Source organism: Arthrobacter sp. NPDC058192 (assembly GCF_042883665.1).
In the GTDB taxonomy this organism is placed as follows: Bacteria; Actinomycetota; Actinomycetes; order Actinomycetales; family Micrococcaceae; genus Arthrobacter.
On sequence record NZ_JBHVVJ010000019.1, the window covers coordinates 16,368 to 30,337 of the forward strand.

General features: G+C 67.8%; 12 protein-coding genes. 9 read left to right on the plus strand and 3 right to left on the minus strand.

Going from position 1 to position 13,970, the window contains the following annotated elements:
* Positions 1–17: 17 nt before the first annotated feature.
* Positions 18–869: a sugar phosphate isomerase/epimerase family protein gene (locus ACFVVK_RS17680; RefSeq protein WP_390269842.1), complete on the minus strand. Its 852-nt coding sequence runs from the start codon at positions 867–869 to the stop codon at positions 18–20.
* Between the two features lie 275 nt (positions 870–1,144).
* Between ACFVVK_RS17680 and ACFVVK_RS17685 the strand changes: the two genes are divergently transcribed.
* Together ACFVVK_RS17685 and nadE are read left to right on the plus strand one after the other, a co-directional pair.
* Positions 1,145–2,161, plus strand: coding sequence for a LacI family DNA-binding transcriptional regulator (locus ACFVVK_RS17685; RefSeq protein ID WP_390269845.1), 1,017 nt, complete (start codon positions 1,145–1,147; stop codon positions 2,159–2,161).
* Positions 2,162–2,290: 129 nt separating this feature from the next.
* Positions 2,291–3,145 (plus strand): ammonia-dependent NAD(+) synthetase, encoded by an 855-nt coding sequence (gene nadE, locus ACFVVK_RS17690; protein WP_390269848.1) that lies wholly within the window; start codon positions 2,291–2,293, stop codon positions 3,143–3,145.
* Positions 3,146–3,268: 123 nt separating this feature from the next.
* Here nadE and ACFVVK_RS17695 read toward each other — a convergent pair whose 3' ends face one another.
* Positions 3,269–4,039, minus strand: coding sequence for an IclR family transcriptional regulator (locus tag ACFVVK_RS17695; protein WP_390269851.1), 771 nt, complete (start codon positions 4,037–4,039; stop codon positions 3,269–3,271).
* Between the two features lie 236 nt (positions 4,040–4,275).
* Between ACFVVK_RS17695 and ACFVVK_RS17700 the strand changes: the two genes are divergently transcribed.
* The 7 genes from ACFVVK_RS17700 (at position 4,276) to ACFVVK_RS17730 (ending at position 11,849) form a co-directional block, all read left to right on the plus strand.
* The gene (locus ACFVVK_RS17700; protein ID WP_390269854.1) at positions 4,276–5,001 is read left to right on the plus strand and encodes a CoA transferase subunit A; all 726 of its coding nucleotides are present in this window, start codon (positions 4,276–4,278) and stop codon (positions 4,999–5,001) included.
* Positions 5,002–5,073: 72 nt separating this feature from the next.
* Positions 5,074–5,772, plus strand: a complete 699-nt coding sequence (locus ACFVVK_RS17705; protein ID WP_390269857.1) for a CoA transferase subunit B — start codon at positions 5,074–5,076, stop codon at positions 5,770–5,772.
* Positions 5,769–6,959 carry an acetyl-CoA acetyltransferase gene (locus tag ACFVVK_RS17710; protein WP_390269860.1) on the plus strand — a complete coding sequence of 397 codons (1,191 nt, stop codon included), beginning with the start codon at positions 5,769–5,771 and terminating at the stop codon, positions 6,957–6,959. Before ACFVVK_RS17705 ends, ACFVVK_RS17710 begins: the two co-directional genes overlap by 4 nt.
* A 127-nt stretch (positions 6,960–7,086) precedes the next feature.
* On the plus strand, positions 7,087–8,142 hold the full coding sequence (locus tag ACFVVK_RS17715) for a zinc-dependent alcohol dehydrogenase family protein (protein WP_390269863.1): 1,056 nt from the start codon (positions 7,087–7,089) through the stop codon (positions 8,140–8,142).
* An 82-nt stretch (positions 8,143–8,224) separates the two neighbouring features.
* A complete protein-coding gene (locus ACFVVK_RS17720) occupies positions 8,225–8,581 on the plus strand; it encodes a hypothetical protein (RefSeq protein ID WP_390269866.1) in 357 nt (118 codons plus the stop codon).
* A gap of 126 nt (positions 8,582–8,707) precedes the next feature.
* Entirely contained in the window at positions 8,708–11,482 is a 2,775-nt protein-coding gene (locus ACFVVK_RS17725) for a PEP/pyruvate-binding domain-containing protein (RefSeq protein WP_390269869.1), read from the plus strand.
* Positions 11,483–11,645: 163 nt separating this feature from the next.
* A complete protein-coding gene (locus ACFVVK_RS17730) occupies positions 11,646–11,849 on the plus strand; it encodes a cold-shock protein (protein WP_013599688.1) in 204 nt (67 codons plus the stop codon).
* Between the two features lie 120 nt (positions 11,850–11,969).
* On the opposite strand, the gene ACFVVK_RS17735 is transcribed toward ACFVVK_RS17730, so the two are convergent.
* Positions 11,970–13,946, minus strand: coding sequence for an amino acid transporter (locus ACFVVK_RS17735; protein ID WP_390269873.1), 1,977 nt, complete (start codon positions 13,944–13,946; stop codon positions 11,970–11,972).
* Between the last annotated feature and the right edge of the window lie 24 nt (positions 13,947–13,970).

The window sequence follows — 13,970 nt, forward strand, 5'->3', positions numbered from 1 at the left end:
GTGATGGTGCGTTTGCGCTAGATGAGTTCGATCTGGTTCTTCGCGGCCAGCCCGGCGAAGGCGCGGGCCGCGGCGCCAAAGGCAACGGGGCCGGAGAACCCTCCCAGCTCATGGGCGCTGGCCAGGTGCGGCTCCAGGGAGGCGAAGCCGCTGTAGCCATCGGCTTTCAGCGCGGCGATGGTCTCATTCAATTCACCATCGCCCTGACCTGCGGGGACCACCTCACCGTTGGCTGCCAGCGCGTCCTTGACCTGGAAGTACTCGAGGTACGGGCGCAACATTGCGTAGCCGTCGGTGTACGGCCTGACGCCGACCTGGACGAAGTTCGCGTTGTCCCAGGCGATGCGGAGCGACGGCGAATCGACGGCTTTCATAATGTCCAGCACACGCTCTGGCGTATCGCCGTAGATGCCCTTTTCGTTTTCATGCAGAAGCACGACGCCGGCCTCCGCGGCGAGCGCTGCCAGCGCCGTCATGCGGGTCAGAACGTCCTCGAGGATCTCGTCCTGGCCCTGGGTTTCGGTCCGGTAGAACGAGAAGATCCGGATGTACTTGGTGTCCAGCGTCCTGGCGGCGTCGATGATCTGCCGCAGCCGCTGCACTTCATGCTCCACCGGGAGGGACACAGCCACCTTGCCGATGGGGCTGGCGATGGCGGAGACCTTCAAACCCTGTGCGTCCAGAATCGACTTTAGCTCGGTGAGCTGCTCCGCGGAGAGCTCGGAAACGTTGGTCCCCCACGCGCTGCGCACTTCAATGTGACTGGCTCCGAGCGACAGAAGCACGGCCGCCTGGACTTCAGGATTGGGATCAACCTCATCGCCGAAACCGGAAAGGGTGAAAGTGGTTGATGCTGACGATGCTGTCATATGCGGCTCCCGCTTCAAGTGTCCCGCTGCTCAGGCAGGGTGAGTCAGTTCACAATGATGTTCTGGATGCGAGTCTAGTCCGGGGTGCCAACTTTTGACAACCGATTGCCAAAGCTGAGCAAGTGTGCCACTCTTTGTTCACGGCGCCACTGTGGCGCGACTCACGCGGCACCTTCGCAGGAGAGCGGCCACGGTCTTCCAGGCCTCGGAGGTGTCCGGCGGATTTCCACTTGCCCAGAGACATGCCCAGTGACACTTGCTCAGAGAGGAGCCCCGTGTCGACGCCACCGGACCAGGCCGAGCGGCCCGCCACCATCCACGACATTGCAGCGCTCTGCGGCGTGGCAGCATCCACTGTTTCCCGGGCGCTCTCGACGCCGGACCGGGTGAACATCCGGACCCGCGAGCGCATTCGCGCCGCCGCCGCGGAGCTCAACTACACGCCCAACAGCCAGGCCAAGGCGCTCAGTTCCGGGCGCACAGGTGCTGTGGGTGTGTTGGTACCGGACATCACCAACCCCTTTTACTTCGATCTGATCCGGGGAACACAGCTTCAACTCAAGGCTGCGGGCTATACGCAGCTCCTGGTGGACACCGAAGAGTCCGATGAGGTGGAAGCCAGCGCCATGGAGCAACTCCGCAAGGGGGCCGACGGGATCATCGTGACGGCGTCGCGGCTCGGCGACGACGCCCTTTTGGCGGCCGCGGCGAACATCCCCCTCGTGGTAGTCAACCGCGACATTCCCGGGGTGCCCGCGGTCATAATCGACACGCCGTCCGCCACCAGCCAGGCACTGGACCATTTGATCTCGCTGGGACACACCCGGGTCGCCTACGTGGCGGGTCCGCAGACGTCGCAGTCCAGCGAGCGGCGCTGGACTGCCCTGTCCGCGGCGGCCGATGCACGCGGCGTGGAGGTCCACCGGCTCGGGCCTTTCGCCCCGACCACCGAGTCCGGCGCTGCGGCCGCGGATGCTGCCGTGCACAGCGGGGTCAGCGCCTGCATCGCCTTCAATGACCTCATCGCCATCGGCATGCTCCAGCGGCTGCGGGCACGGGGGATCCGCGTCCCTGACGACATGAGCATTGTGGGCTGCGATGACATCTTCGGTGCGGACTTCTGCAATCCCCCGTTGACCACCATGGCTTCCCCGATCGAGCAGGCCGGCCGCGTGGCGGTGTCCATGCTGCTAGCCCGGCTAAATCCCCTGGCCGGCGGGGGACGACGCAGCCGCTCGGTCATGCCCACGCATTTGACCGTGCGCGGCTCCACGGGCCCTGTCGCCCGGTGACGAGCCGACATTTTTGCGGTATTCCCTTTGCTGCTGGGAACCCCGCTGCCAGCCCCTTGCGCGGGACACAGGATACCCCGGGCAATACACAGTTGAGCCTTTAGAAGGATGCTGGCTAGGCTGGGGCACATGCGTGAACTCCAGGCGAAGATCATCGAAGAAATGGGCGTGCAGCCCCGGATCGACCCTGCCGGGGAGGTGCGCAAGCGCGTGACATTCCTCAAGGAATACCTGAAAGCCACTCACACGAAGGGCTTCGTGCTGGGCATCTCGGGCGGGCTCGACTCCTCCCTCGCCGGCCGGCTGGCCCAGCTTGCTGTTGAGGAGCTCGAGGCCGAGGGCGTCGAGGCGAACTTCGTCGCAGTCCGGCTCCCCTACGGCGTTCAGCATGACGAGGATGACGCCCAGGCGGCCCTCGACTTCGTGCGCGCCAAGACCGAGTGGACGTTCAATATCTCGGCAGCCGTGGACGGCTTCGAGGACGAGTTTGAGAAGACGGTCGGCAACGGGATCTCCGACTTCCACAAGGGCAACACCAAGGCCCGGACCCGGATGATCGCGCAGTACGCCCTGGCCGGCGAGCACAACTACCTCGTCATCGGCACGGACCATGGCGCCGAATCCGTCACCGGGTTCTTCACGAAGTACGGCGACGGCGGCGCAGACATCCTGCCGTTGTTCGGCCTGAACAAGCGCCAGAACCGGGCGCTCCTTGCCGAGCTCGGCGCTCCGGCCCGGATCTGGGAAAAGGTCCCGACGGCGGACCTCTTGGACGGCAAGCCCGGCCGCACCGACGAAGATGAGCTCGGCCTGGGCTACGACATGATCGATGACTACCTCGAAGGCCGCGAGGTCCCGGAGGCCGTTGCCGAGCGGATCGAGGGCATGTACCTGCGTACCCGCCACAAGCGCACCGTCCCTGTCACGATTTTCGACACTTGGTGGAAGGGACAGGGCCCGGAGGAGGCCCGGGCCGGCCTCTAAGCCGGTCCGGCACTCCGTCCGGGGGCACATTGAGCCCCGGAATGGGCTATCCAGGCGCCCGTGCCGGCGTGTCCGCGTCAAAGTGCCCCCGGACGGCGGACGGCCAGCCGCTGAGCCGGTCCCCTACGCCTGGAGCTGCAGCGAGATCCGGTGCGCCTCGTCCATGAGCAGCCGGCCAAGCTGTGGGCGCCGGTCTTCCCGGAAGCGCGGCTCGATGCCGGTCAGGGAGAGCGCCCAGGCGGGGCGCCCGCGCCGGTCGAAAACAGCCGCACCCATCCCCCAGCTGCCCTCGAGGACCAGCCCGGGGTTGACTGAATAGCCCGCCTGCCGCGTCGCTGCGAGGTTCTCCCGCACGAGCGCTTCGGTGTGAGCGGCCGCGAAGCTGCCAGCGTGGGTTTTCCAGTTCGCCAGGAGCTCGTCCTGTTCCTCTGGCGGCAGGAATGCCATGATCGCGGTGCCGGCGGAGGCGACGCCGAGGGGAAAGCGCACGCCCTCGTGCAGCACGAAGGAGCGGACCGGAAAGCTACCTTCCTCCCGGAGCAGGCACACCGTTTCGTTGCCCCGGCGGATCGAGAAGAACGCGCTCTCGCCCGTCTCTTCGGAGAGGCGGCGGAGGCTCGGCCTGGCGATGTCCTCCAGCGGAAACCGCGCCGACGCGACGGACCCCAGCAGCAGGATCTCCGGACCGAGCACCCAGTTGCCGCTGCCCGGGTCCTGGTCCAGCAACCCTTCGGACGCCAGCGACGTAAGCAGCCGGTGCACCGTGGGCCGCGTCAGCCCCGATTCACGCACCAGCTCCCCCAGCGGAAAGCCCTCCGGTTTCCGGCCAACCATGCGCAGCAGGCCGGCCACCCGGCTGACCACTTGGGCGCCCTGGATCGGTGTCGAATTCATCTGTTGCTCCCCGCCCCTTGCCACACGCCCATTGCCTCCGGTCCGGCTCCCTTTGCTAAGAAACCGTCCCGACCATCCATATTATGGACAGTACACGGCTTACCGTCCACACTGTAAACCCGCGGCCACGTCGGGAGTTTTCCGCGTTGACAGTGGGCTGAGACACACCCTAGGCTCATGCCTCAGACGCGGAGTCCACAAAGTGGAATCCAAAATAAGCTCAATGAGGAGAAGCAATGTCAAAGGTGAAATGCGGGGCAGCCGCCGCGCTGCAGGACGTTCTGCGGGACGGCATGACCCTCGCCGTCGGCGGTTTTGGCCTCAGTGGGATCCCCGCTGACCTGATCGAGGCCGTGCGGGACTCCGGGGTCAGGGAGCTGACGGTCGTCTCCAACAACATGGGCGTGGACGGCAAAGGCCTCGGCGTGCTGATCGAAGGCGGCCAGGTCCGTAAGGTCATCGCGTCCTACGTCGGCGAAAACAAGCTCTTCGCCGAGCAGTACCTCGCCGGCCAACTGGAAGTGGAGTTCACCCCGCAGGGCACCCTTGCCGAGCGCCTGCGCGCCGGGGGCGCCGGCATTCCGGCCTTCTACACGAAGACCGGCGTGGGCACGCTCGTGGCCGAAGGCAAGCCGCTGGCGGAGTTCGACGGCGAAACTTTCGTCCAGGAGCGCGCCATCAAGGCCGACGTCGCGCTGGTCCACGCGCACACCGCCGACACCGACGGCAACCTGATCTACCGCTACACCGCGCAGAACTTCAATCCCGTGGTGGCCACAGCCGGCGCCGTGACGGTGGCCGAAGCCGAAGTCATTGTGGAGCCCGGGCAGCTGGACCCGAACCACATCGTCACCCCCGGCGTCTTCGTCCAGCGACTGGTCCAGGCCAGCGGCCGGATCAAGGACATCGAACAGCGCACCGTCCGCGCGCGTCCCGAAGCCGCGGCCTCCGTCCCGGCCTAAGCGCCCCATCCTGTGGGCGCCCAGACCCTGGCGCCCCACCTTTTTGCCCCAACGTTTCCGAGGAGAACCACCATGGCCTGGACAAGAGATGAAATGGCTGCGATCGCGGCCGAAGAACTGAACGACGGCGACTACGTCAACCTTGGCATCGGCATCCCCACGCTGGTGGCCAACAACCTGCCCGAGGGCGTCCGCGTCGTCCTGCAGAGCGAGAACGGGCTGCTCGGCATGGGCCCCTTCCCCTACGAGGGCGAGGAAGACGCCGACCTCATTAACGCCGGCAAGCAAACCGTCACCGTCCTGCCCGGTGGCAGCATTTTCGACTCCGCCACGTCCTTCGGCATGATCCGCGGCGGCCACGTGAAGGTCGCGATCCTCGGCGCCATGCAGGTCTCCGGCGACGGCGACCTCGCCAACTGGACCATCCCGGGCAAGATGGTCAAGGGCATGGGCGGTGCCATGGACCTCGTGGCCGGCACCCCGCGCGTCGTGGTCCTCACCGAGCACAACGCAAAGGACGGCACCGCCAAGATCGTCAAGGAATGCTCCCTGCCGCTCACCGGGCTCAGCTGTGTGGACCGCATCATCAGCGACCTCGCGGTGTTCGACCTTGTGAAGAATGAACAGGAAACAGGCGGCGGGAGCCGGCAGCTGACGCTCACCCGTCTGGCCCCCGGCGTCACCGTGGACGAGATCCTCGAGATGACCGAGGCGGAATTCGTCGTAGCGCTCGAAAACGAAGGCAACGTCCTGGAGGTCGCGGGAGCATGAGCCTCAAAGACCAGTTCGGCAAGGACATCCTGCTCACCGGCTGGGGCCACAGCCGCTTCGGCAAGCTGGGCGAGGAAACTCTCGAGTCCCTGATCGTGCAGGTCGCCACGGAGGCGATCGGCAACGCAGGAATCGAGCCGGGCCAGATTGACGAGATCTACCTCGGGCAGTTCAACTCCGGCATGATGCCGCTGGCGTTCCCGTCCTCGCTGGCGCTGCAGGTCTCAGACCAGCTGGCCAACGTTCCCGCCACCAGGGTTGAGAACGCGTGCGCCTCCGGTTCGGCCGCGTTCCAGCAGGGCACCAAGTCGCTGCTGGCAGGCACGGCGAAGACGGTGCTGGTGATCGGCGCCGAAAAGATGACCCACGCCGGGGCCGACGTCGTGGGCGCAGCCCTGCTCGGCGCCGACTACGACATGGCCGGCAAGGCCTCCACCACGGGCTTCACCGGGCTTTTCGCCGAGGTTGCGAAGCAGTACGGCAAGCGCTACGGCGCCGGCAGCCTCGGTGACGTCCTGGGCACCATCGCGGCCAAGAACCACCGCAACGGCGTGGACAACCCCTACGCCCAGCTCCGCAAGGACCTCGGTGAGGACTTCTGCCGCACCGTCTCGGACAAGAACCCGATGGTGGCCGACCCGCTGCGCCGCACCGACTGCTCCCCCGTATCCGACGGCGCCGCCGCCGTCGTCCTGAGCGTCGCCCCCACCGGCGGCGCCACCGCGCCGGTGCGGCTCGCCGGCTTCGGCCAGGCGAACGACTTCTTCCCGGCCGACCGCCGGGACCCCACCGAATTCGCCGCCACCCGGACCTCCTGGCAGCGCGCGCTCGGAATGGCCGGCGTCGGGCTGGAGGACCTCGACTTCGCGGAAGTCCACGACTGCTTCACCATCGCCGAGCTGCTGATGTACGAGGCGATGGGCCTGACCGAACGCGGCCAGGGTGCCCGGGCGCTCGAGGAGGGCTGGGTGTTCAAGGACGGCAAGCTTCCGGTCAACGTCTCGGGCGGGCTCAAGGCCAAGGGCCACCCGGTCGGCGCAACCGGGGTCTCGCAGCACGTCATCGCCGCGATGCAGCTGACCGGCACCGCCGGGGACATGCAGCTCGGTTCTGCCCGCCGCGCCGCGGTGCAGAACATGGGCGGCGTCGGGATCGCGAACTACGTCAGCGTCCTCGAAGCCGTCTAGCCCAAGCAACGCGGAGTCACTTCGCGCCCGTCCGGGCCCCGGATGGGCGCGAAGTGGCTCCGCGTTGCTTTTGTGTGGGCAGCTAAACTCGGTTCCAGCCCATCCACCACCCTGCGAGGAGCCCCCCATGCGCGCCACCATCATCCACGGTCCCGGCGACATCCGCGTTGAAGACCGCGAGTACCCCACCATCCAGCTGCCCACCGACGTCGTCGTGAAGGTCACCGCCTCCTGCGTCTGCGGCTCGGACCTCTGGCCCTACCGCGGGGTCAAGCCCACCCGCAAGCCCTCCGCCATCGGACACGAGTTCATCGGCACGGTCGAAAGCATCGGCGAGGACATCACGGAGCTCGCTGTGGGCGACCTCGTGATCGCCCCGTTCGTGATCAGCTGCGGCGAGTGCCCCCAGTGCCTCAACGGCGTCACGGTCGCCTGCGACCATCTGGCCAGTTGGGGCGGCAAGGATGACGCCGGTCTGGGGGTCGATGCCGGCCAGGGCCAGGCGGTCCGGGTTCCGCTCGCCGAGTCGACGCTGGTCAAGGTCCCGGGAGTCACCGACCCGGACGACGCCCTCCGCGCGAGCCTCCTGACCCTCTCCGATGTCATGGCCACGGGCCACCACGCCGCTCTCGCTGCGAAGGCCGGGCCCGGCAGGACCGTCGTCGTGGTCGGCGACGGCGCCGTCGGGCTCTGCGGTGTGCTTGCCGCAAAGCGCCTCGGCGCGGAGCGGATCATCGCCATGTCACGGCACGCCGACCGCCAGTCGATCGCCCGCGAGTTCGGCGCCACGGACATCGTCGCCGAACGCGGCGACGACGGCGTCGCCAAGGTCCGCGAACTGCTCGGCGGTGTCCTGGCCGACTCCGTGCTGGAATGCGTGGGCACCAAGGAATCCATGGATCAGGCGCTCCACAGCGTCCGCCCCGGCGGCGCCCTCGGTTTTGTCGGCGTCCCGACCGGCGGCGCGGAGGCCCCGCTGCGCTTCCTGTTCGACACCAACATCTCGATCGCCGGCGGCATGGCACCGGCCAGGACCTACATCCCGGAACTGCTGGCCGATGTGCTTGACGGCAAGATCAATCCGGGCCGCGTGTTCGACGCCGTGATGCCGCTCGAAGAGGCCCCCGAGGCCTACCGTGCCATGGACGAGCGCCGTGCCATCAAGGTCCTCCTGACCCCGTAACGGGACGTTCGACGGCGGCGGCGCGGGCCCCCTGCGCCGCCGCCGCCACCTGCTCTTGCACCCGCAGGGACGAGGGTCTACCGTGAACCGCATCAGCATCCGCCGCCGTCAAGGAGCCGTCATGGCCAGGTTTGTGCAGATCATTGAATTCCAGACGTCGCGCATCGAGGAGGTCGAGGAACTGGGCCGCCCGTCCAGGACCGAGGGGGCCACAACCCCGACCTTCCGCGGCATCAAGGCCACGGCGGACCGTGACCGCCCCGGCACCTACCTCACGATCGTAGAGTTCGATTCCTACGAGTCGGCCATGGAGAACTCCAACCGGCCTGAGACCTCCGAATTCGCCGCGAAAATGGCCGCCCTCTGCGACGGGCCGCCGGTCTTCCGCAACCTTGATGTGATGTGGGAGGACACCGGAGAGGCCGACGCCGGCCAGTAGTTCAGCCCCGCACTCCTCGGAGTGGCCGCAACGCCGTGCGCAGACCGCCGGGCACGGAACCGCCGGCGGCCGTGGCTTGAATATGCCCGCAGCTTGAATGCGCGGATAAGACCTGGGAGCAGGGAAATGGGTTCTGCAGAGGGCAGGGCGCCGGACAGTCTCGTCGTAAGCCTCAGTGAACTGCGGTCGGCTGCCCTGCTGCTCGTGGGCGGCAAGGCCCTGAACCTCGGCAAGCTCACGGCGGCCGGTTTCCCCGTGCCGAGCGGCTTCTGTCTGACCACGGCCGCGTACCGGAAGGCCGCTCCGGCTGACCTGGACGTCCTGGCGGCCCGCCTGGACTCCGCCCAGGAGTCCGGATTGACCCCGCGCGACGAGGCGGGCAGTCCCCAACCGGACAGTCACCAACTGGATTTGGGCGAACTGGCGAGGCAGGCGCGGGAAATGATCGTCACCGCGCCGATTCCCGGGGATGTCGATGCCGCAGTCCGCGCGGCGTATGCCGCGTTGGGCCCCGGAGCCGCCGTGGCGGTCAGGTCCTCCGCCACGGCCGAAGACCTGCCGTTTGCCAGCTTCGCCGGCCAGCAGGATTCCTTTCTCAACATCTCGGGAGCCGATGCCGTCGTCGAGTCGGTCCGGCGGTGCTGGGCGTCCCTCTGGACCGAACGTGCCGTGGCTTACCGGTCCGCGAACGGGATCAGCCACCGCGACGTCGGGCTCGCCGTCGTCGTCCAAAACCTCGTCCCCGCCGCGGCCGCCGGCGTGCTGTTCACCGCAAATCCGGTCACCGGCACCCGGACCGAAACGGTCATCGATGCAAGTGCCGGGCCCGGGCAGGCCGTGGTCTCCGGGAGTGTAAACCCGGACCATTTCGTCACGGAAACAGCCACGGGCCGCGTCCTGCTCCATACCCCGGACGGGGCGAGGGCCGGCCGGCCGCGGAGCCTGGACGACGCCCAGGTCCGGGAACTCACGGCGCTGGGCGACACAGTCCAGGCACTGTTCGGCGCACCCCAGGATGTGGAATGGGTGATCGACGCGGCGGGCAAGATCTGGCTGACCCAGTCCCGGCCAATCACCACCTTGTACCCCCTGCCCGACCCTGCCGCGGCCGAACCCCTTGGTGCGGAGGCGGGCGCCGCCGCTGAAACCCGCGTGTATCTGTGCGGCACCCTGTTCCAGGGCCTGACCCGGCCGGTCACCCCGATGGGGCTCTTCGCGCTCGGTTCCATGCGGAACCGCAACGGCCCGTGGCAGTACGTCAACCCGGGCCTGCGCATGTTTGTGGACATGACGCCCATGGTCCGGAGCAAGTCCGGCCGCCGTTTCCTGCTGCGGGTCCTGCCGCTGGCCGATGGGAGGTCGGCGGCGGTTATCCCGGCGCTGCTGGCTGATCCGCGGTTCGGCGTGCGCGAACGCCCGCCCCGGAAACCAGGCACTAAGAAACCGGGCCTTAAGAAGCCAGGGGCGGGCGGCGGCGGCCCCGGCAAAGGCACTCCGGACAACATGGCGAACCTGGCGCTGGTGCTCCGGACCGTTCCATCCATGCTGCGGGCGGCGGTGCGGCCGGCTGCGGAACTGCGCCACGCCTTTAATTACGGAACCCGCCTCCAGGCGGACCTTGTCCTGCGGGGCCCTGCCACCGCGTTCGGCCGGCTCGATCACGCGCAGCGCATCCTGGAGCGCACTGTTAACGGACTGATTCTGGCCACGCTGCCGGGGCCGTCCGTTGGTTACCTCATGCTGGCCGTGGCCCGCAGGCTGCTGCGCGGCATCGCCGAACCGCGCGAACTGGAGGCCGTGTTGCGGGGGCTGCCCAACAACGTCACCACCGAGATGGACCTGGAACTCTGGCAACTGGCGGTGACGATCCGCGCCAGTGATGAGTCCCGCGAGGTGTTCCTGGCGAACGGTGCGGGTGAACTGGCGGCCCGGTATGCGCACGGCACGCTGCCCCCTGTTGCCCAGAGCGGCCTGCGCGGATTCCTGGACCGCTACGGGCACCGCGCCGTGGCGGAGATTGACCTGGGCATGCCGCGGTGGTCGGAGAAACCCGACCATATCCTCGGCGTCATCTCCAACTACCTCCGGGTGGAGGACCCCGAGACGGCGCCCGACCGTCAGTTCATCCGGGCGGAGGAACATGCCGAGGCACGGATCCGCAGCCTTGTGGAACGGACCGGGTTCCGGAGCCGGACGCGGGCCCGCGCGGTGGAGCTCTGCCTGCGCCGGACCCGGCAGCTGTCGGGCCTGCGCGAACTGCCGAAGTTTTACATCATCCTCGCCCTCGCGGAAATGCGCCGCCAGCTCAACGAGATCGGCGCCGAACTGGCCCGGACCGGCTCCATCACCGCCGCGGACGATGTCTACTTCCTGGAATTGGATGAGGTCCGCGTGGGTCTGCGCGGTGCCGACCTCAGGGGCATCGTCGCGGACCGGCGCCTGCTCTACGACGTCGAACTGCGCCGGCGCCGGATTCCACGGCTCCTGCTCTCCGATGGCACGGACGTGGAGGCCGCGATGATGGCCCAGTCCCCCGCGTCCGACGCCCTGGCCGGCACACCGGCGTCGGCGGGCAGCGCCACCGGAACGGTCCGGGTCATTCTGGACCCGGTGGGGGCCCACCTTGAGCCCGGGGAGATCCTGGTGGCGCCCTCCACCGACCCGGGCTGGACGCCGCTGTTCATGACCGCCGGCGCCCTGGTGATGGAGATGGGCGGGGTGATCTCACACGGCGCCGTGGTGGCCCGCGAATACGGCATCCCGGCCGTGGTGGGCGTCCCGGACGCCACCACCTTGTTGCGGACCGGCCAAACGGTGACCGTGGACGGATCGGCCGGAACGGTGCGGCAGGTGGACGCGCCGCTATCGCCGTCAGAGGCCGCCGGCACCTTGGCCGGCTAGGCCCAGAAACGCTAGGCCCAATGCACCGGCCGGGACGAAGACCCCGTCAGGCCCTTGCACCGCGGCCCGTGGACCCGTACGTTGGGGAACAGCGGACGAATGTCTCCGCAGCCGTTGGCCTTATGGCCGCCGGAGATCAGCAGCATTTCAGAAGGATAATGGCATGGCTACAGGCACAGTTAAATGGTTCAACGCCGAAAAGGGCTTTGGCTTCATCGCCCCGGATGACGGGTCGGCCGACGTTTTCGCCCACTACTCGGCAATCGCCAGCAGCGGCTACCGCTCGCTGGACGAGAACCAGAAGGTTGAATTCGACGTCACGCAGGGCCCGAAGGGCCCGCAGGCTGAGAACATCCGCCCGCTCTAAATACGCTGGAATTGTCCCGGCCAGCCGGCCGGGACCGTCCCCGAAGACCACAACGCCCCTCCGGAGGATCCTCCGGAGGGGCGTTTGTGTTCCCCGCGTCAGCCGACCCGTGTCCGCGGTTCAGCCGACGTGCACCCAGGGCCGCCGTGTGACGTCTGGTTCGGCCTCACGCAGCACCTCCCGGGTGACCGGCGCGATTTCGCCCTCGCCGAAGGCCAGGAACCGCAGCAGGTTTCGGACCGGGTTGCCCTCCGTCCAGCGGAAATAGATGTGCGGCATCAGTCCGGTGACGTCGCGGATGTGCAGGAGCACGGAGGCGATCGTGTTGGGCACCACGGGCCCGTGGACCTCAAGGATCTGGTACCCGTGCCGGACCACGCCGCGGACCTCCAGCGCGGTCTCAAAGTCCGAGGAGTCGTCAACCACGACTTCCAGGAACAGTGCCTGGTAGTCCACCGGCAGGTGGCTGACCTCGATCGCCGAGGTCAGCTTGTCCCGGTACGCCTCAGCGCTCAGCCGCAGCGGCTCGTGCGCGATGAGGGCGATTGGACCGGTTTCGTTGGCGGCCAGGAATTCCAAGGCCGGGGTGTCCATCCTGACGTGCGTCGCGTGGAGCTCGAAGGAACGACCGATGCGCGAGAGCAGGGAGATCGCGATGATCCCGAGGATAAAAAACGCCGCAATCCGGATGCCTTCGGGCCGCTCAAAGATGTTGGCCACTGTGGTGTAGATGAAGACGACAGCGATGATGCCGAACCCGAAGCCGCGCTTGTGCTGCCGCCGGCTGCGGGCCGAAAACGTCACGGCGACCGCCGCCGATGTCATCAGGACCAGGACGCCGGTGGCATAAGCGCCGCCCTGGGCGTCGACGTCGGCGTCGAAGAGCCAGGTGATGGCAAACCCGACGAGCGTGAACACGAGCACCAGCGGCCGGACGGCGCGGGCCCATGCCGGGGCCATGCCGTACCGCGGCAGGTAGCGGGGCACGAGGTTCAACAGCCCGGCCATGGCGGAGGCGCCGGCAAACCACAGGATGCCGATGGTGCTGATGTCGTAGACCGTGCCGAAGGCTGCGCCCAGGTATTCGTGGGCGAGATAGGCCAGGGCGCGCCCGTTCGCCTGGCCGCCCGGCTGGAATTCCTGCTCCGGAATGAGCACCACGGTGGTGAAGCTCGTGGTGACCAGGAAGGCGCTCATGATGACGGCGGCCGTGGTCAGCAGGCGGCGTGCACCCCGGATCCGGCCTTCCGGGTTGTCCTCGGTGTCCGTGGCTTGGCCGCGGATCTGCGGCATGACCGCGACGCCGGTTTCGAAGCCCGAGAGGCCCAGGGCAAGCTTCGGGAAAACGAGCAGCGCGATGCCCACCACCATCAGGGGGCTGCCGTGGGCGGTGGTCAGGGCCAGCCACCAGTTCGCGACGTCGACAGGGTGGCGGATGACCTCGAAGATGGTTGTGACAACCACGATCACATTCAGCCCGAGGTAGAGCCCCACCAGGACGACGGCGACGCCGATAGCCTCCTTGAAGCCGCGCAGGAACACCGCCGCGAGCAGGGCCAGCAGGAACAGCGTGACTGCGACGTTCTGGCCCTGCATCCAGGCCGGGGCGAAGGGGTTCTCGATGGCGTGCGCGGTGGCGTCGGCGGCGGAGAGCGTCATGGTGATCATGAAGTCGGTTGCCGCGAAGCCCAGCAGCACGAGGACCAGGAGCTTTCCACCCCAGCGTGGCAACAGCCGTTCCAGCATGGCGATGGACCCCTCGCCGCGAGGGCTTTCGCCGGCAACCCGGCGGTACACGGGCAGCGCACCCAGCAGGGTCACCGCAACCAGGACCAGGGTAGCCAGCGGCGAAATCACGCCGGCGGCGAGCGCGGCAATGGCGGGCTGGTAGCCCAGGGTGGAGAAGTAGTCCACGCCGGTCAGGCACATGACCTGCCACCACGTGTGCCTTTTCAGGTGGCCGTCACTGGCCGCGCCCGGCCCCTGGTGGGTTCCTTTGGCGTCCTGCAGGCCGAACAACAGCCAGTTCCTGAAATGCGCTCCTGCGCCCGGCTGCTGCGCCGAAGGGTCTGCCGGGGGCCGGCTGAGCGTGGTCATGATGTCCTTTCCACGCGACGCATG

Coding starts and splice junctions, on each gene's coding strand:
- ACFVVK_RS17680 (WP_390269842.1), bottom strand. CDS start 869: ATGACAGCATCGTCAGCATCAACCACTTTCACCCTTTCCGGTTTCGGC.
- nadE (WP_390269848.1), top strand. CDS start 2,291: ATGCGTGAACTCCAGGCGAAGATCATCGAAGAAATGGGCGTGCAGCCC.
- ACFVVK_RS17695 (WP_390269851.1), bottom strand. CDS start 4,039: ATGAATTCGACACCGATCCAGGGCGCCCAAGTGGTCAGCCGGGTGGCC.
- ACFVVK_RS17700 (WP_390269854.1), top strand. CDS start 4,276: ATGTCAAAGGTGAAATGCGGGGCAGCCGCCGCGCTGCAGGACGTTCTG.
- ACFVVK_RS17705 (WP_390269857.1), top strand. CDS start 5,074: ATGGCCTGGACAAGAGATGAAATGGCTGCGATCGCGGCCGAAGAACTG.
- ACFVVK_RS17710 (WP_390269860.1), top strand. CDS start 5,769: ATGAGCCTCAAAGACCAGTTCGGCAAGGACATCCTGCTCACCGGCTGG.
- ACFVVK_RS17715 (WP_390269863.1), top strand. CDS start 7,087: ATGCGCGCCACCATCATCCACGGTCCCGGCGACATCCGCGTTGAAGAC.
- ACFVVK_RS17725 (WP_390269869.1), top strand. CDS start 8,708: ATGGGTTCTGCAGAGGGCAGGGCGCCGGACAGTCTCGTCGTAAGCCTC.
- ACFVVK_RS17730 (WP_013599688.1), top strand. CDS start 11,646: ATGGCTACAGGCACAGTTAAATGGTTCAACGCCGAAAAGGGCTTTGGC.
- ACFVVK_RS17735 (WP_390269873.1), bottom strand. CDS start 13,946: ATGACCACGCTCAGCCGGCCCCCGGCAGACCCTTCGGCGCAGCAGCCG.